This is a genomic window from Micromonospora inaquosa, assembly GCF_003857055.1.
Lineage (GTDB): Bacteria > Actinomycetota > Actinomycetes > Mycobacteriales > Micromonosporaceae > Micromonospora > Micromonospora inaquosa.
The window spans coordinates 25950-44305 of sequence record NZ_QGSZ01000217.1 but is presented as its reverse complement, the minus strand read 5'-3'; the positions used below and the strand labels follow the sequence as shown (position 1 = coordinate 44305).

The 18356-nt window shown below is 72.4% G+C and carries 10 protein-coding genes; 2 read left to right on the top strand and 8 right to left on the bottom strand.

The features are described 5' to 3' along the window. Nucleotides 1-271: 271 nt before the first annotated feature. The gene (locus DLJ59_RS16880; protein WP_124773592.1) at nt 272-1051 is read left to right on the top strand and encodes a MerR family transcriptional regulator; all 780 of its coding nucleotides are present in this window, start codon (nt 272-274) and stop codon (nt 1049-1051) included. Nucleotides 1052-1059: 8 nt separating this feature from the next. On the opposite strand, the gene DLJ59_RS36955 is transcribed toward DLJ59_RS16880, so the two are convergent. From DLJ59_RS36955 to DLJ59_RS37910, 7 genes are all read right to left on the bottom strand, one after another. Next, complete coding sequence (locus DLJ59_RS36955; RefSeq protein WP_208648727.1) at nt 1060-4092, bottom strand: ATP-binding cassette domain-containing protein; 3033 nt, start codon at nt 4090-4092, stop codon at nt 1060-1062. 24 nt (nt 4093-4116) lie between these two features. Next, the gene (locus DLJ59_RS16870) at nt 4117-6300 is read right to left on the bottom strand and encodes an NHLP family bacteriocin export ABC transporter peptidase/permease/ATPase subunit (protein ID WP_124773591.1); all 2184 of its coding nucleotides are present in this window, start codon (nt 6298-6300) and stop codon (nt 4117-4119) included. After that, a complete protein-coding gene (locus DLJ59_RS16865; protein WP_124773590.1) occupies nt 6297-7106 on the bottom strand; it encodes an HlyD family efflux transporter periplasmic adaptor subunit in 810 nt (269 codons plus the stop codon). Before DLJ59_RS16865 ends, DLJ59_RS16870 begins: the two co-directional genes overlap by 4 nt. Next, nucleotides 7103-8566, bottom strand: a complete 1464-nt coding sequence (locus tag DLJ59_RS16860) for a SagB/ThcOx family dehydrogenase (RefSeq protein ID WP_124773589.1) — start codon at nt 8564-8566, stop codon at nt 7103-7105. Before DLJ59_RS16860 ends, DLJ59_RS16865 begins: the two co-directional genes overlap by 4 nt. A gap of 73 nt (nt 8567-8639) precedes the next feature. Beyond that, nucleotides 8640-10916, bottom strand: coding sequence for a TOMM precursor leader peptide-binding protein (locus DLJ59_RS16855; RefSeq protein WP_124773588.1), 2277 nt, complete (start codon nt 10914-10916; stop codon nt 8640-8642). A gap of 139 nt (nt 10917-11055) precedes the next feature. Beyond that, nucleotides 11056-12093, bottom strand: coding sequence for a hypothetical protein (locus DLJ59_RS16850; protein WP_124773587.1), 1038 nt, complete (start codon nt 12091-12093; stop codon nt 11056-11058). 139 nt (nt 12094-12232) lie between these two features. Next, nucleotides 12233-15112 carry an ATP-binding protein gene (locus tag DLJ59_RS37910; RefSeq protein ID WP_124773586.1) on the bottom strand — a complete coding sequence of 960 codons (2880 nt, stop codon included), beginning with the start codon at nt 15110-15112 and terminating at the stop codon, nt 12233-12235. Between the two features lie 599 nt (nt 15113-15711). On the opposite strand from DLJ59_RS37910, the gene DLJ59_RS16840 reads away from it, so the two are divergent. Then, the gene (locus DLJ59_RS16840) at nt 15712-17022 is read left to right on the top strand and encodes a hypothetical protein (protein WP_124773585.1); all 1311 of its coding nucleotides are present in this window, start codon (nt 15712-15714) and stop codon (nt 17020-17022) included. Between the two features lie 97 nt (nt 17023-17119). Here DLJ59_RS16840 and DLJ59_RS16835 read toward each other — a convergent pair whose 3' ends face one another. Then, nucleotides 17120-18196 carry a hypothetical protein gene (locus tag DLJ59_RS16835; RefSeq protein WP_208648726.1) on the bottom strand — a complete coding sequence of 359 codons (1077 nt, stop codon included), beginning with the start codon at nt 18194-18196 and terminating at the stop codon, nt 17120-17122. Nucleotides 18197-18356 lie beyond the last annotated feature (160 nt).

Genomic DNA, 18356 nt, shown 5'->3' with positions numbered 1-18356 from the left:
GAGGTTCCGGGCCGCCGGTTTCGCTTCATCGTGGGTCACCGGTGGATCCGGTCGGCTCGGAGAGTGGGAAATTCATCGAATGTGGCCGCGAAAAGGTCGCGCTGCGGCGAAAGTCGGGTAATTGGGAATCAGCGACTTGCGGCGGATGGTGATCCTAATGATTGTCACCACAATGGACAAGTAGTAATTCCTCGCCTGTTACCCGCCCTGCTCCCACCCTTACGCTGCGATCGGCGGACCGCCAGCGTGACAGCGGTTCGACGGGGTTGTCGTGTTCCGTCACCGAGTGCTGCCGGAGGCCACCGTGACCATCGACGAGGTGACGACGACACCCGGCGGCCCGGTCGGGTACAGCGTGGAGGAGCTCGCTCGCAAGGTGGGGATGTCGCCGCGCAACATCCGAGCTCACCAGGCCCGGCGGCTGCTGCCCCCACCGGTGCGGCACGGTCGGGCCGCGCTCTACGACGACTCCCACGTCCGCCGGCTGGACGCGATCCTCGCCCTGCAACGACAGGGCTTCAACCTGGTGTCCATCGAGGCGATGCTCGGGGTCCGGGCCAGCGACGAGGCCCCGGACGGGCTCACCGCGATGCTGCAACGCCTGACCGCCGACCGTCCCGCGCTGGCCCACGCGCTGACCCGGCACGGTGTGATCGGCCGGACCACCGACGGCACCGTCCGCACCGTCCGGCCCCGCCCGCTGCGCGCCGCCCTGGACCTGCACCGGGTACGAGTGGGTACGGTTCCGGCACTGCAGACCCTCAGCGAGGTGCTGGACAGCCTCCGCCCGGTCGCCGACGAGCTGGTCGCCGCCGTCACCGCCCGGCTGCTGACCCTCGCTCCGGAGCTGGTACGCAGCGACGCCCGGTCGTCCTGGGCCGATCTCGACCGGGAAACCCTGTTGCTGACCCAGGGTGTGGTCAACGTGCTCACCGAGGCGTTCCGGCTCGCCGTGGAGAACCAGTCGGAGGCGCACATCGCCGAGCTGCTGGAGAACCACCTCGACGCGGACGTGTGCCTGGAGGACAGCACGGTCATCGACAACGGCTGACCGGCCGGTCAGCTTGTCGCGGGCTGCCCGTCCGCCTGCCGGCCCTCCGGCACGGCGTCGGACCGTTCCGGTTCGGTGAGCAGTTGCCGCCGCGCCAACCGGTGGAACAACCCGTCAGGGTCGTCCATCAACTCGTCGAAACTGCCCCGCTGGACGATCCGCCCGGCCTCGAGGACGACGATGGTGTCCGCCGCACGAACCGTTGACAACCGGTGGGCGATGACCACCCGGGTCGCGGCCAGGGCCGCGGTGCTGCGGCTGACCACCTCCTGGGTCCGGTTGTCCAGGGCGCTCGTCGCCTCGTCGAGGAAGATGATCCGGGGTAGCGGGGCCAGCGCGCGGGCGATCAGCACCCGCTGACGCTGCCCGACGGAGAGCGTCCCACCCCCGAACGGCACCATCGTGCTCATCCCCATCGGCAGCGCCTCCAGGTCATCGGCGAGGCCGGCCATCCGCGCCGCCTCCCAGACCTGGTCGAGGGGGAAGCTGCCGGCCCCGCAGATGTTGTCGCGTACCGAGCCGGCGAAGAGCTGACCATCCTGCAGGACCACTCCGCACTGCCTGCGGACCGCGTGTACGTCGAGTTCGGAAAGGTCCTGGCCGTCGTAGAGCACGGCGCCCTGCTGCTGACGCTCGAAGCCGAGCAGCAACCGGAGCAGTGTGGATTTTCCGCAACCACTCGGTCCGACGATGGCGACGAACTCGCCCGGCCGGACGTGCAGGTCGATGTCGGTGAGCACCGGTGGATCGTCCGGCTGGTAGGCGAAGGTGAGCCGGTGCAGCGCGATCTCGCCGCGCAACTCACCCGGGTCAACCCGGTCCGGCCGCGCCTCGGGGTCGGCGCGCAGGATCTCCCGCAGGCTGCCCAGCCGGGGCACTGCCGCGATCACCTCGACACCGGCAGACACCAGCACCAGCAACGCGCCCAGCAGCATCGCGAAACCGACGTTGAGGATGAAGAAGTCGGCCGGCGCGACCCGGCCGGCGAGCGGCCCCATCAGCACAGCGAACAGGACCAGTTGACCGGCGATCGGCAGCACGGTGCCGAAGGCGACCAGGCCCGCCTGACTCTGCCGGACCCGTTGCAGCGCCGCTCGGGCCGTCGCGGCAACCTCCGACCAGCGTGCGTGGGCACGGGTCTCGGCGGCCGCCAGTTTGATCTTGACGATGCCGCCGAGCAACTGGTTGGTCATCGCCGCCGCCCGGTGCTCGGCCGGCAGGGCGGACCGTTGCTGGCGGACGATCAGCACGGCGAACCCGCCGAAGGTCAACATGGTGACGGCGACGATCCCCGCCCCCCACAGCCCCAGCACGGGCTCGACCACCAGGAGCATGCCGAGGGTCACCGCGACGGTCGCGGCCGCCGTGACGAGCTGCGGCAACAGCGCGCTCAACGCCTCACCGACGAACGAGATCCCCAACATCGAGTTGGCGATCTCACCGCTGCTGCGACCGGCGAAGAACCGGGCCGGCAGCCGCATCAACCGGTCCCAGATCGCCAACTGCGCGCCGGACTGCATCCGGCCGTCCAACCGCAGCAGACGCAGGTTCTGCACCACACCCACCAGCCCCGCGACCACCGCGGCGCTGAGCATCAGCGCGAGGAAACCGAGCAGGCCGGTCACCTCGCCCTGCCGGGCCAGTTGGCCGAGCACCTCGCCGGTGGCCAGCGGCACGCCCAGGCCCAGCAGCGCCACGCAGGCGGCGGCGAACAGCAGACCCCGCACGTCACGGGACGCACCCACCAGCCCGGCCCGCAGCAGGTGCCGCATCCGAGCGGTCGGCGGCAGCGGCGCCTGCACCTCGGTCGCCTCGGCGGCGAACGTGGCGGCCACCGTCGCGTCGATCGGACCGTACGCCCGGGTGTCCGGGTCGACGTGGTGGTAGCGGCCCCGGCGGAACACCAGCGGCACCGCGACGGGCCGCTCCGGGTCATCGCCGGCCCGCCACCCCACCAGTGGCCCCAGGTCCCGCCGCCACCACCGGTCCGGCAGCCGCACCTCACGCAGGAACAGGCTGGACGCCCGGGTCACCGCGTGCACCGCCGCCCGGTCGTCCAGTGGCGCGCGGCTGCGATCGGCCGGCTCGTTGATCGGGCTGCCCATCCCCTCGGTGACCACCCGCACCACCGACGCCGCCCGCCCGTACCTGTCGAAGCCGGCCTCGTCATCGGGAACCGGAACCGCGCCGCCGGCGCCGATCACCCCGATCGACCGGCGGGCCGCCGCGGCGAGCATCGCCGCGTCGGTCTCCCGGCGCTGCCGCACGGCGCTCAGTAAGGCCGCGTCCGCCTCCTCGATCCGCGTCTCCACCATCCGCAGCAGCCGGGCCACATGCTGGTCGACGGCCGACCGAAGCTGACCGTTGACCAGCAGGTCCCAGCTGCCGTGGCTCTCCACCGCGCACGGCGACTCGGCCACCACCCAGTCCCGCTCGGCGACCAGCAGCAACTCCCGTTCCCCCGACATCTCCGCCGGGCCACCGTCGTTGCGTCGCAGTTGCCCACCGGCGCTGCGCAGCCACCACGCCCCGCCGGTGGAGGTGAGGGCACTCCCCTGCGCCAGCGAAATGATCTCGCGCCCCCGGAGGGTGGACGCCTGCCGGGGCGCCTGCCCGCGGCGCAACGCGTCAGCGACGGTGACCAGCACCCGGTCCACCGCCGCGACCAACTCCGTCGCGGCGGCCCGCGCCCGCAACGACGGCCCCTCGTCGGCCACCCGACCGAGCCGAACATGCCGCTCCAGCAGGGACAGGTCACGCCGGGACAACCCGCGCAACTCCGTACCGGGCAGCGGCACCAGGATCAACTGCCACGCGCCGATCGCGGTGGACGTCGGCACCAGGCCACCCGCCGGCAGCCGGGCCACATGGTGACGACGCGAGGGGCTCATCCCGGCCCGGCGCACCGCGAACAGGTCGGCCTCGCCTCCGGTCACCAGCCACCCGGCCGCCGGGCCGTCCAGGCGGCAGACCTGGCGTACGCCGTCCGAGCAGAAGCCGATCAGGCCGCCGGCCGAAGGATGCTCCACCGCGCCACTCATCAGCGTCTCCTCGAATCGTCGTGGTCAGTGATCGCGGACCAGGCGCGCGTACGCCCCGTCCTGAGCGACCAACTGCTCGTGGGTGCCGCGCTCCACCTCCCGACCGCCGTCCAACACGACGATCAGGTCGCAGTCGCGGACCGTGGACAGGCGGTGGGCCACGATCAGGCAGGTCGCCCCCCGCCGGCGCAGATGCCTGTCGATTCGGCGTTCGGTCTCGGCGTCCAGCGCGCTGGTGGCCTCGTCCAGCACCAGCACCCTGGGGTTGCGCACGAGCGCTCGGGCGATCTCCAGCCGCTGGCGCTGTCCGCCCGAGAAGTTGCGGGCGTTCTCCCGCACCGGGCTGCCGAGGCCACCCGGGCGGGCCGCAACCTCGTCGTAGAGGCACGCGTCGGTCAGCGCGGCGACGACGTCCTCGTCGGCGACCGTGAGGTCCCACATCGTGACGTTGTCCCGCACCGTCCCCTCGAACAGCCGTTGATCCTGGTCCACCATGGCGACGGTGGCCGCCCAGAGGCCGTCGTCGGCGGCGGCCCGCTCAAGGCCGTCCACGGTCACCCGTCCGGTCCAGGGACGGTAGAGTCCGGCGACCAGCCGGCCAACCGTCGACTTGCCACTGCCCGACCGCCCGACGAGCGCCACCCGGGCGCCCGGCGGCAGATCCAGGCTGAAGTTCTCCAGCAGTGGACGGCCCAACGGGTTGTAGCCGAAGGTGACCTCCTCGATGCGCAGATGCCCCTCCATCGGTGCCATCGGGCGGGCGGGTCGGTCCTGAGCCGGGGGCAGTGGGTACCGCTCCACGTCGCGTAGCCGGTTGAGGTCGGCGCTCATGTCCTGCAACCGCGAGCCCAGCGCGGTCAGATTGCCCAGCGGGCGGTTCATGGCGGCGGCCAGGCTCTGCATGCCGACCAGTACGCCGACGCTCATCGCCTCCGCCACGACCTCGCGGCTACCCAACCCCAGCAGCACCGCGGTGGTCGCCGAGGCGAGCAGCGCCGGCAGGACCGAAAGCACCGCGGTGGGCACCCCCAGCCGCTGCTGACGGGTGGCGACGGTGGCATGGCGCGCCGCGAACCGGGCGACCGCGCGTTCCTCCTCGCCGCCGGCCTTCACCGTCTCGATCATCTGAACCGTGGTGTACACGGTGGTCACCAGCTTGCTGCGATCCGCCTGAAGGCCGGCGACAGCGGTGGACCGGGTCGAGGCGACATAGCGCAGCACGCTGACGTTCAGCCCGGCGAGGACCACCGCGCACAGCCCGAGCAGCAGGTCGTACTGGCAGAGCAGAGCCCCGTACGCCAGCACCAGGCCGGTGTCCACCACAGTGGTGGCCGTCCGGCGGGTGAGCACCTCAGCGACCACTTCGTTGCCGCGGACCCGCTGGCTGAGGTCGGCGGCCTGCCGCTGGTCGAAGAAGGTCGGCGGCAGCCGCAGCAGATGTCGGAAGAACCGGGCGGCGCTGGCGAGGGCGAGCGCCGTCTCCGCGCGTACGGTCAGGCGTTGCTGAAGCAGGCTGGCCAGGAAGGTCAGCACGGTGGCCACCGCCACCGCCGCCACCAGGCCGGCGAACGCGGCACGATCCTCCTGCAGCAGCACCCGGTCCACGAAGACCTTGGCCATCACCGGGATGGTCAGACCGACCACGGCGATCAGCAGACCGAGCAGCAGCATCTGCGCGATCGCCGAGCCCGGGCCCCGCCACCGCTCGGCCAGCGCCCGCACCAGCCGGTAGCGGGTGCCGCCGGGCCGGAACTCCGGGCCGGGCTCCATGGTGAGCACGATGCCGGTGAAGGCACCGTCGAACTCCTCCCAGCTCACCGCGCGGGGACCGGTGGCCGGATCGTTGATGAAGACCTTACGGCCGAGCCCTTCCAGCACCACGAAGTGCTCGAACCGCCAGAACAGCACCGCCGGCAGCGCCACGGTGGCAAGGCCGGCCAGGTCCATCTGGAAACCCTTGGCCACCATCCCGTACCGCCGGGCGCCCTTGAGCACGGTGGCCGCGGTGGAGCCGTCCCGGCTGACGCCGCAGACCCGGCGCAACTCCTCCAGTGGCACGTGCCGACCGTGGTGCGCGAGCAGGATCCCCAACGCGGCGGCACCGCACTCCACCGCCTCCATCTGGATCAGGGTGGGTGTGCGGACCCGTCGACGCCGGATGCGGGGCAGCTCCGGTGCGCCGCTGGCGGCGGTCGTCGGCGCGCTCATCGCCGCAGCAACCAGTCGATCGGGTGTTCCCGGTCCACTGTGAACCAGGCGGTGACCTCGCTGGCCGAGTTGAGCTGGAACGGCGGCGGGGACTTCGTCCAGCGCAGACCGCCCGGGGCGGCCGGGTCGGGCTCCAGGGCCACCGTCACCCGCACCACGCTGCCACGGGCGAGCAGCCGCCGGACGTCCGGCCCGGTGCCCAGGAAGGCACGCAGCGAGGCCTCGGTCTCCGGGAACGCGCCGACCGTGGTGACCTGGCCGGCCAGGGTGCCGAACACGTTGCGCGGCGCGGCCGCGGCGGCCACCTCGACGGACACGCCGGGTTGCAGCAGCGGCGCGGCGACGGCGGGGGCGTAGACGACCGCCTGCAACGCGTCCCCGGCGGTGTCGAGCCGTTCCAGGTCGGCCAGGTGTGTCCCCGGGGTGACGATCTCGCCTTCCGAGACCAGCCAGGCGACGACGTACGCGTCACCCGGCGCGGTCTCCACCCGCACCTTGCCGTCCGTCGTGCGCAGGCTGTAGAGGGGCATTCCCTTCGGCACCCGCTGGTGCGGTGACGCCCACACCTTGGTGACCTGACCGGCATCGAGCGCGTCGAGGGCGGAGATCCCGTTCGAGTGGATCAGCACCCCGGCCGCCTCGACGGTCCGGGGCACCACCGTGCGTACCGACCAGACCCCGGCGGCGACCACGACGATGACCAGCGCGGTGGTGGCCAACCAGTTCGGCACGGTGGTCAGCCGGACCGCCCGGTCCAGTTGCTCGGGCGCCTCCAACTGGCGCAGAGCCTGCCGCCGGAACTTCATGGCCGACCCTCCGCCGCGGCCGGGCCGGTGGCGCGGCGCGAGCCGAGCAGGAAATCGGCCACGCTCGGCTCGACCAGCGGGTCGAGCCCGGACAACTCGGCGAAGGCCTGCGAGTCCCCGGCACCGAGGGCGCACGGCGCCAGCCCCATGGCGGTGGCGACGAGATACATCTGCTGGGTCAGCACACCGGCGTCCTTGAGAATCATCGCGTAGCTCATCCCTTCGTACTTCCACATGAGCCGCTGCACGCGGGCGGTGACCACCAGGACCGTCTGCGGCGGCCGAGGCAGGGCGCCGGACGCCCGGGCGTACGCCAGCAGCCGGTCGGCGGCCGCTCCCCAGGCGGCGACCGGCTCCAGCCGGTGCCCGACCGGGTCGTAGTGGTAGAGCCCGGGATCGAGGCCGGCGCAGCGCGCGACCAGCGGATAGATCTCCAGTTCGTAGACGCCGCCGCCGCCCGGGTAGGGCCGGTGGCCGATCTCCTGCCCGCCGGCCTCGCCGACGGCGGTGGTGTGCTGCGACCGGTACAGGAATTCCGCCAGCCGTTCCAGGGGAAGCGGCGCGGCGTCGTCGTGGTCGCGCACGCTGCGCCGGTCCGCGACCACCTGGCTGAACGAGGGGTCCGCCTTGGCGATCGTCGCCAGGTCCGGCAGTGGCAGCTCGACCGCCCGACTCCCTTGGTACGGGCGGCGCAGTGGTTGCGGGGCGAAACGCTCCCGCATCCGGTAGGTGCCGCCCACCGGCAGCGCGTGCCGGCCGGCGCGGGAGCGGTGGTGCAGCCGCAGCTCCTCCGGCGACCAGTAGGCCAGCGGCGCCTCGTCGCACTCCGCCTCGAACTCGGCGTCGGTGACCAGGACCCGGGCGGTGGCCAACTCGTCGAGCACACGCCCGGCGACCTCCGGCGGCACGCCGAGCGTGCGGGCCACCGCCTCGGGTCCGACGCCCGGCACGGCGGCGGCCAGCACCGCGCCGAGGGCGGCGTCGGCGCAGCCGACGACGAGGGTGCTCAGCGGCGACGCGGCCACCAGCATGCCCCGTTCGTGCTGAAGGGTGGCGAAACGGGAGAGCCGATAGCGGACCCCCGGGGTGTGCAGGCGGGTCTCCGGCAGACTGCCCCGACCCAGGCCGGTGGGCACCAGGTCGAGCAGTGGCCGATCGTCGACCTGGACGCGGCGCTCCAGCCAGGAGTGGGCGAGCAGCCGGCGCAGCAGCAACTGCGCGGGCAACACCCGGTTCTCCCCCTCCAGGCCGCTGATCAGCCGGCCGACCTCGACGTCGTTGACCCAGTCGGCGGCGAGCCGCAGCAGCAGCGCCCGCCGGCCCATGCCCGGTTGCTCCAGGGTGAGTTGGAAGCGGGTCTGCCGCAGCGTCAGCGCGCCGTCCTCACCGAGCCGCAGCTCCGCGTCACGGCGCAGCCGGTACGACTCCTGAATCGGCGGACCGCCGACGGAGCCGCTCACGACGGTCGCCGACCGGCCGGGTCCACCACGGTGGTCATCCCCCACATCCTTCCCACGGTCCCGGGGTCGCCGGCTAGAAGAAGACGTTCAGCGGATTCGCCGACGTCTCGTCGGCGGCCAGCGGACTGCGGCCGAGGTGGGCCGGCACGTCCCACAGCCGGCCGGGACCGAGCCGGCGCCAGAAGTGCCGCAGTCCCGGCACGACGACTTTCACCACCGCCAGGTCGACATCCGGACGGGACTGGTCGACGACGATCACCTCCAGGCCGGCCTGCTCCGCCCGGCGTACGCACCGGCGCACGTCATCCCCGACGTCGCCGGTGGTCAGCGCCGGGTGGTCCGCCGCGGTGCGCAGCGGTCGACCGGGGTCTGGGGCGAGCCACTGCTGGTCGGCCACCCGCACGGTGCCGAACCAGCGCGCGGTGTCCGGGTCGTCGACGCCGTACCGGTTGCGGGCGGAGGCGGGTCCGGCGACGGCGGGCAGGAACTGGTTCACCTCGGTGAGCGCCCGGGTCAGCGCGACCCCCGCGTCCAGGTGCGCGCCGAAGCCGACCAGGACGTCCTCCGGCCCTCGGTCGACCCGACGGGACACCGCCGCGAACGTGGGTACACCCACGTCGGCGGTCAGGTCGAGGGCCCACAGCTCGCGGCCCAGGGCGGTGGCGTGATGGTCGACGCAGGCGGCCGTCCACGGGTCGCCGAACGAGGCGAGGTCCACGCCGGGCATCCGGGATCGGTGGTACCACCACAGGGCCACGCTGTCGCGCTCCACGAGTTCGCAGAAGCCCTGCAGGATCGCCTCGGACAGGGTGCCGCCGGCCGCGCAGCCGTTCGAGTCGGCCGAGCACACTCCCAGCCCGGTCAGCTCCGGATGCCCGTACCAGCAGTGCGCGGCGGGCAGCTCGCGCGGCGTCTCCCGGGTCAGCGACCAACCCGTGGTCCAGTCCAGCTCCACCTCGTCGGGCAGCGGGCGGGGAACGCGGTGCAGGTGACCCAGGTCGCGGTTGAGCCGGTCCCGGTCGGCGTACTGGCGTTCCGAGAACAGCAGCAGCTCCCGCAGGTGCACCGCGCGGTCCGGGCCCAACTGCCGGTAGGACGCCCGGTGCACCGGGCGGTCGCCGCGCCACACCCCGCAGTAGCGCTCCACCGCTTCGCCGACCGCGCTCATCCGGGCCTGCAGGTCGGTCCGGCCCTTGCCGCCGCTCTGCCCGCGCAGGTTGCGGCGCAACGCGGCGAGCTGGCGGGGCTGGGCGAAGTTGTGCCCGGCGGAGTACGTGTGGGTGACCCCGTTGTCGGTCGCCTCCAGCGGGGTCAGCCGGCTCACCACGCCCAGATACCGGCTGACGTGGTGGACAAGCGAGGCGTACGCCTCGGCGGGTTCCCTGGTGCGGGAGTCCCCGGGCCGGCTGGGCTGGGCGCCGCTCGGTGGCAGGTCGATCCGTGGCTCGGCCTTGCGGACGAGGTCCGGGTCACCGCAGGCGGGGCACTGCGGCTGGCGTACCAGTTGGTGGCTTTCCGTGCTCAGGTCCCGGGTGTCCACTGCGACCATCCGCCCGGTGAGTCGGGGCGAGACGCCCCGGACGGCGAGCACCGCGAGTTCGGCGGCGAGCAGCCCCGCCGCCATGGTGGCCAGTCCGGGCAGGACCGCGCGGCCGGGCTGGGGCAGCGGACCGGCCAGGTCCTGCCCGTCGAGAAAGGCGTTCACCTGTTCGTTTTCCTGCCAGCGTTGCCGCAGGCAGGCCCAGCAACCGGTGCGGCCCGGCACGAGGTGCGGGCCGAGGAAGACGACGTTGCCGTGTGGCCGGGCCAAGGTCCACGCGCGACCGGTGGCGAGCTGCCGGTCGTTGAACAGCGCCAGCCGAGGGTCGAGCATCGACGACGGCAGCACCAGCACCTGGGCGGTGGCCGGGCCGGGATCCGGTGCGTCCGGCCCGACCACTGTCGCAGCGAGCCCGAGGGCACGCAGCGCGTCGGCGGTCTCGGCCAACCCGGGCGCGCCGAGGTCCACGATGGTGACCGGTCCCCCGGCCATCCACCGCCGTCCGACGTCGGGCGGGACACCCCGTGCGTCCCAGCCTGCGGCCTCGGCCGCCGAGGTGTGCGTCGGACCGGACACCAGCAGGCCGTGGTCGCGCAGCCGGGCGAGGGCTGCGGCGACGGCGGCGACCGGGTGTCGGGTGGCCAGCCGAGCCACCACGTCGGCCAGCGGCGCGGCACCGTCGAGCTGTTCGGCCAGGTCCGCGGCGACCGGGTCGTCGATGAGTAGGCTGCGGGTCTCCCCCAGCACCACCAGCGGGCCGTCGGGCAGCCGCACCGGCACGTAGTCCGTTCGGAAGCGCGGACGCCACATCTGGGTTCCTCCCGAGCCTGGTGGCCGGACCGAGGGGTCCCGCCCGGATCACGGCTGCTGCCATCGTCGCGGTCCGGTGCGCCCCGATCCGAGTGATGCCACCGGTTTCTGCCGTCGCCGTGGAAGCTGCACGGCGGGGTCAGCCGACGGTGACTGTCAACGCGGTGTCGTTGAGCCCCAGCACCGAGGTGCCGACGGTCTGCGCCGGCACGAGCAGCGCGAAGGTCTCCACCCGGGTGACCCGGATCGACTTTCCGCTGGCCGCCGTCCGATGACCGGTGGCGATCAGATCCGGGCTCTGCGGCTCCAACCGGACGGTGGCCGGGCCGTCCGGCGCCGGACGCAGCGTGTCGGTGGCGTGGATCGTCAGAAACGTGAGCGTGCCGGTCGGCACCGCTACCGCGCAGTCGGACCATTCCGCGCGGTCCATCGTCCGCTGCACCGCCGCGCCGGCACCGGCGAGTTGCTGCCCGTAGACCTCCCAACCGCCGGCGAACTGGCCGTCGAGCAGCGGGCTCGACGCGATGAGGGTCCGGTTGCCCGTCGTGGACCCGATGCTGCGGGCGAACACCTCGGCGGCGAGGGCCCGACGGCTGGTCTCGTCCAGGGCGGCGCCGCCCGCGGTGGCCGGCTGCCCGTCAATGCTCCGGGCGACCACCAGCGAAGGTTGGGTGACCTGAACGTTGTGGCTGAGCTTCCACTGGCCGTCGGCTCCACGCACGAACTGGCTGACGTCGGTGGGGGCCAGCTCCGAGCCGGTCAACCGGAGAGTGGCCGTGGCGAGGAAGCAGGACGGTTCGCCCGGTGGCACCGCGAAGACCGGGTTGATGTGCTGGAAGGACGGTTGTGGCCGCTGGTTGTACTCGGCCCGACGGATAGCGGCGATGCTGAGGTCCAGCGAGGGCGACACCTCCTGGGCCCGCAGCGCCTCGACGTCACCGGCCACCGAGGCGGCCGAATCGGCCTGGTCGAAGGCGGTGAGCACCAGCGCGGCCCGGTCCCGCCCGAAAGCGGCCGAACCGTGGGGCGCCGGGGTGGCCGCGTCCACCGGCTCGCCACCACAGCCGGTCAGCACGAGCAGCGCCACCGTGGCGGCGGCGAACGGCATCGCCGGCACCGGCGCGGCGAGGGTACGCGGGCTCCTGACGGACCTTCTGCGCAGCATCTCGTCCTCCATCCACCACCGGCCCACGGGAATCGCACCGGATGCAGTCGAGTATGTGAGCGGCTGTCGGGCCACGACGGTGGCGGCGTGGCCTCGTGCTGCTCGGCCTGTCGACGTTGCACCGAATGACGTCATCCGGCCCGCATCGCGGTCATCGATCGGTGTCATCGAATCGAGCGACCCAGGCGACCAGACCCGATCGGGAGGCGACGCCCGCCTTTCGGTAGATGCGGGTCAGGTGCGCCTCCACCGTGCGGGGGCTGATGTTCAGCTGCCGGCCGATCAGTCGGCTGGTGGCCCCGGTCGCCGCCAGCCGCGCGATCCGCCACTCCCGGTCGGTCAGGGCGGCGACCTCGCGCGGGCCGACCGGACGGGCCAGCCGCAGGCCGACCCGTTCCGTTCCGCACCACCCGGCCAGCTCCAGCGCCCGGCGGCGGGCCCGCGCCGCCAGGCCGGTCTGGTCCGCGGCTTCCGCCGCCCGGGCCAGGGAGGCCAGCGCGAGGCTGCGCCGCAGCACCATCCCGCCGGCCCGGAACAGGTCGGCCGCGGTCTCCAGGTGCGGCAGCGCCGCCCGGACCTCGCCGCGGGCGAGCAACACCTCGCCGTACGCCGATTCGGCGAAGCCCCGCTGCCCGCGCAGACCGATCTGATCCGCCTCGGCCATCGCCAGCCGCGCCTGCCGTTCGGCGTCATCCACCTCCCCGGCGGCGAGCGCGGCGGCGCAGAGCAGCTCGTACCACCTGGGCCGGAGGGACGTCTGGAGACGGCTGAGTCGGCTGTCGCCGCCGGCCGAGAGCACCAGTTCCGCGCAGGTCGCCGGATCACCCGACAGCAGCGCCGCGGTCGCCAGCGCCGTCGCGGCGGTCCGACCGCACCAGGTGGTGAGGTCGGTGGCGATTCCGGCGGCGCTGCGGGCCAGCGCCACCGCCCGGTCGTCGTCGCGGAGGCCACCGCGCCACGCCGTCGCCTCCGCCTCGAACGCCAGGGCGAAGCTCAGCAGGTGGTGGCTGCCGATACGTCGGGCAACGATGCCCGCCTCGGTAGCCAATCCGATGGCGGTGTTCAACTGCCCGCCGTGGTAGGCCACCTGGCTGCGACCGAGCAGCAGCTGGCACAGCCCGTCGTCGCGGTGCGAGGCGCGGACGAGCGTCAGCCCTCGGTCGAGGTGCCGCACCGCGTCGGCCTGCCGTTCGAGGTACAACTCGCTCAGGCCGAGTGCGGTGAGGCAGTCGGGGTGGTCTCGCACGTCCCGGTCCGGCAGCGAGTCGACGATGCGGGCGCCGGCGTCGAGCAGGCCCCGGGCGTCGTCGAGTGCGCCGTCGTGTGCGGCGGCCAGACTGCGGACGGCCAGCAGGCTGGCCCGGTCCGCGCCGGAGCCGCCGAGGTCTCCGCTGGGCACGTCGGGCAGCTCGGTCACGGGGTGGCCGGCCAGGATGCCGGCGACGCCGATCTCGGTGGCGAGGCGGTAGCCGCCGGTGGGTCCGGCACCGGCTGGCAGGGCGGCCAGCTCCCGCCGGCTGATGGCCGCCGCCTCCGCGTAGTTGCCGAGCAGACGTTCCACACGCGCCCAGAGAGCTACTGCCTGTGCCCGCCGTCCCTCCGGGTCGGCGGGGAACAGCGGCACGATCTCCTGGAGCAGTGCCCTGCTCTCGGCCAGGTCCCCCGCCTCCCCGGTGATCTGGGCCAGCGCGAGCGACACGTCCTGGCGACGTTGGGTAAGCCCGGCTGTCGGTCGCAACGCACACAGCGCCAGCCGCAGCCAGCGGATGGCCAGGTCCGGCGTCTCGCGCCGGACCTCCTGCGCGGCCCGGCAGAGCACGTTGACGCAGCGGTCGGCCCAGCCGCCGTTCGGCAGGGAGAGCAGGCGCTCCGCGTAGCGGGCCCGATCCGCGGGTGGCGCGCCCAGTCTGACCAGTGCGGTGAGCGCCCGTTCGCACGCCTTCACCTGCCACGCCGGGTCGGTGTCCTGAGCGACCGCCATCCGCAGCACCGGGTGCCGGAAGGCGAACCGTCCAGTGCCGGGTACGCGGCGGATCAGGTCGAGCCGGGCCAACCGCCAGCCGGCCTCGACCGCCCGGGACGCCGGGACCTGCGCGACCTCGGCGAGCAGGTCCGCGGTGAAGGGCGCATCGACGATCGCCCCGGCCCGCAGGCAGGTCAGCTCGACGGGGGGCAGGTCCGCCCATTCGCGGCGCAGCACGGCCAGCGCCGCGTCGGTCAGTCGGGCACCCGGTGCGTCCCGGGTCGGGTCGGCGCTGTTCGAGGTGGGACTGTTCGGCAGCACCGCCAGGTAGCCGGGGTTGCCGCCGGTCAGGTCGTACCGGGCGCGCAGCGCCACCTGGTCGACGTGGGGGTGCAGGAGCCCGACCTCGGCGAGGCTGAGCGGGCGGAGTTCGAGCCGATCGTGTGACGTCGGTTCCGCGGTGACGTGCTCGTCGGCATCTGGTGGCCCGAACGGCATCGCTGTCGCCATCTGCCGCGGGCGGTAGACGAGCACGAGCAGCAGCGGGGCGGGCACCGGATAGCGCAGGAGGTGGGCGATCAGACCGGTGGAGGAGGCATCCGCCCAGTGCAGGTCGTCGAGGACCAGCACCAGACCGTCGCGGGCCGCCAGGCCGATCAGTCGGCGGGCCAGCTGGTACGTCCGGAACCGCCGGGCGTCCGACGCCCGCGCCGGCGCCGCTGGCACCGCGGCTACGGACTCGGCCCAGGTCTCCTCAGTGGGCTGTCCGGCACGCAGCCCGCGTCGAGGTGACTGCCCCTCGGTGAAGGCGTGTCGAAACACGTGGAAGGGGACTCCTCGCTCATCCGGCGAGCAGGTCCCGACGGCCCAGGGGACGGTGGGGACGCATCGAGCCAGGGCCTCGTGGACGAACCGGGTCTTGCCGACGCCCGGCTCTCCGACCACCTCACAAACCATTTGCCAGCCCCGGCTCAGCACAGTCGCCTGGGCTCTCCCGATTCGGGCCAACTGTGGTCGCCGCCCAACGAAGCGCGGGCTCGATGATGCGCTTTCCAGCCCAGGTGTCATCACGCAGACCAGACGCCTTCCGGCACACTCAAGGGGAATTGATGGCACTATACCGGAGCGCCGTCGAATGTCGAAACATAACGATGCGACCGACCGCTATTTAGCAGGTGGCGTGGAGGTGCAGGTTCTTTCCGACATCGCACCACAAGCCGCAGAAAAGGACCGGTCGGGGCCTGGGGGCTGCGGCCGGGCACCCGGGTAATCATCGGAGCGCCACGTCTAATCTGATATCACCACGATCATGGCCGCCTATATTCAATCACCCGAACCGGTCATATTCCTACCTTGTCCTTAAACCCTGACGCTCATCCCACCTGATGAGCAGTCAGCGACGGCTCACACGGCGACAAATGACTGGAATCCCGTCCCGGAATTGGCCACCTGCCGCCAGCCTTCAACATGCGAACAGCAACATGCAGAAGCGGCAAGTACACAGCGAAAATCCGTGGGTCCACCTCCCGTCACGCCGGCGGGCCGGCTCCACCTGCCGCGCGACATCCTCCGATCCCGAGATCATCGAGACGAGCGGACCATGGTGCCGCCGACGACGCCGGCAGTAGCGTGAGGCCGACCGTGCCCAGGCCCCAAGGAGGCAGACGGTGGAAAACGAAATTCAGCTGATCAGTGACGGCGATGGCCTGGCGGTCATCGGGCATCCGGCGGCTGTCGATCGTTTCCTCACTGCGGAGCGACTGCCGTCCAGAGACCTCGGGCTGCAACGGCTCAGCTCCGCCCTCAGCACCGGATCCACAGTCGCCAAGGCCGGCTTCGAGATCGCCGCCCACTCCGGTCGCTGGGTCCAGTTGACCGCGGAGTCCGCCCGGGCGATCCAGAAGTACGGCCTGATGAAGGGCTCAGAGAGCGGTGTCAGCCGGGCCGTGCTGACCGACCACGGCAAGATCACCGGCCTGCTCGAAGTGGTGTGGCCCCCATCCGCCGGCGCCCTGCTGACCAACCCGGCGTTCCTGACCGGGGCCGCCGGACTCATGGCGCAACTCGCGATGCAACAGACCATGAGGGAGATCACCGACTATCTCGCCGTGATCGACGCGAAGGTCGACGCCGTGCTCCGCGCGCAGACCGACGCCGTGGTGGCGGACATGATCGGGGTGCAGTTCGTCATCGACGAGGCCCTGACGATCCGGGAGCAGGTGGGCCGGGTCTCCGAGGTCACCTGGTCGAAGGTGCAGGCCACGCCGGTGCTGCTGGCCCGAACCCAGGTGTACGCGTTGCGGCAGCTCGACGCCATCGCCGAGAAACTGGCAACCCAGAGCGGTGTCGCCGACCTGGCCCAGACGTCCAAGGAAGCTGAGAGCAAGGTTCAGGAGTGGCTCGCGGTCCTGGCCCGCTGCTTCCAACTCCAGGACGCGGTCGCCGTGCTCGAACTCGACCGGGTGCTGGACGCGTCTCCGGGAGAGCTGGAAGATCATTGCGTCGCCATCCGGACCGCCCGGCGAAACCGGCTCGAACTCATCTCCCGCAGCACCTCTCACCTGATGTCCCAGATGGACACGGCCGCCGGCACCGCCAATGCGAAGGTGCTGCTGAACCCGACCACGTCCCGCGCCGTGGTGCATTCGACCAACCACGTGGCGACCACCGTCGTCGACTTCCACGAGCGACTGGGCATCGGGCGAGATCGCCAGTCCTGGGATGCCAGGGGTTGGCTGGACGCGGCCGTGGAAGTGCGCGACATGGTCCTCGAAACCGGGACCGAGGTGCGCGACAAGGTCCTCGACACCGGAACCGAGGTGGGGGAAAAGGTTCTTCAGACCGGGGCGGAGGGCATAGGTGTCGCCAGTCGGTTCGGGGTGGCGGCCTTCGGTCGGGCCAGATCGATGATGGGCAAGGCCTCCGACGAGATCACCGAGCTGGCACAGCGTCAGTTCGGGAGTAAAGAGCAATCCTGATCGGGTTACCTCGACGCCGACGCCGAGGGCGCGAGCGACGCCCTCGACGCGGTCCGCGATCTGCGCACGGTGTTGGCGGCGTAGCGGCTGGGCGTCGTCAGTCGGCCTCGCGGTGCCGCTCCGACTCAGACGCATCTCTGCACAGTGATCCGGACTCACCGCCCGGTCCCGGTCTGGCCCCGTCGGCCGGGTCCGGGCGACAGTTCTCGCCGTTCAGCTCCGCGTCGGGCCGATAGCGGTACGCCGCTTCCCGTACCGCCGAATCGGACTCCAGTCCGGCGCCGAGCGCGCCGCCGACCGTGGCCAGCGAACTGGCCAGCCAGCCCAGCTTGACCTGGTGGGCGATACCGGCCGGTCGGCCGGTGGATTCGGAGAGCAGGTCCCAGGGGACGGGGGCGATCGCCCCGATGATGGTCAGTGCGGCGAGCGCCATATACAGCGCGAGGACGCCGACCACCACGGTGAGCACGGTGACCAGGTTGAAGAGGACGACCTGCTCCCGGGCGCGCGGGCCGTGCGGGCTCCGCTCCCAGAGGCGCGCGCCGAGCACCATCGTCAGCACCACCGCCAGGACGGAGCCGGCGGCGAGCAGGGCGAGTCGCAGGTTACCCAGGGCCGCCGAGAGCTGCCAGATGTCGGCGCTCACCAGCGCGAGGACGGCGGTCGCGAAGGCACCCACCAGCAGCCGGGAGAGCCGGACGGCCAGCCGCCACGGTCGGTTCGCCCGGAGCATGCCGAGCAGCAGCCGTAGGTTGCCGCCGATCACCCCGGTCAGCAAACCGATGCTGGAGCCCTGGTGGTTCACGCGCGCGCCGAGTTCCTGGGCCCGCCGTGCGGTGGCCAGGCGTCGGCGGCGCGGGCCGGCTCGTACCGGGTCGCCGACCGCGTCGGTATCGCCGAGCAGTGCCGCGAGGAGCCGGTCCCCGGCCTCGGTCATCCGCCGGACCACGGCGACGGGGCCAAGCGCGGGCATGGAAAGGACCGCGACGCCGTGGGTGATGCTGGCGTGCGCGACCACGGGCCGCCGCGCGGTCTGCAACGGCAGGTCCGTCACGCAGAGGACCAGACTCCAGCCCTCGGTCAGCATCCGGCGCCTGGTCGCCTCGATGAGCTGACCGAGGTCGGCCGGCTCTTCGACGAGCCGTGCCACCTGGAGGCGTATCGCCCAGTCCACCTCTGGGACCCTGCTGCGGAGTCGGTCGGCAATTGCGGTGGCGGCCGCCCGCGCCAAGTCCGCCGTGGCCCCGGGGGCGGCCACGACACCCACGACGACGGTCGCGCGCCCGGTCATCACACCCCCGGAGCCAACCCGACCGCCTCCGAGGGCGGGGCGG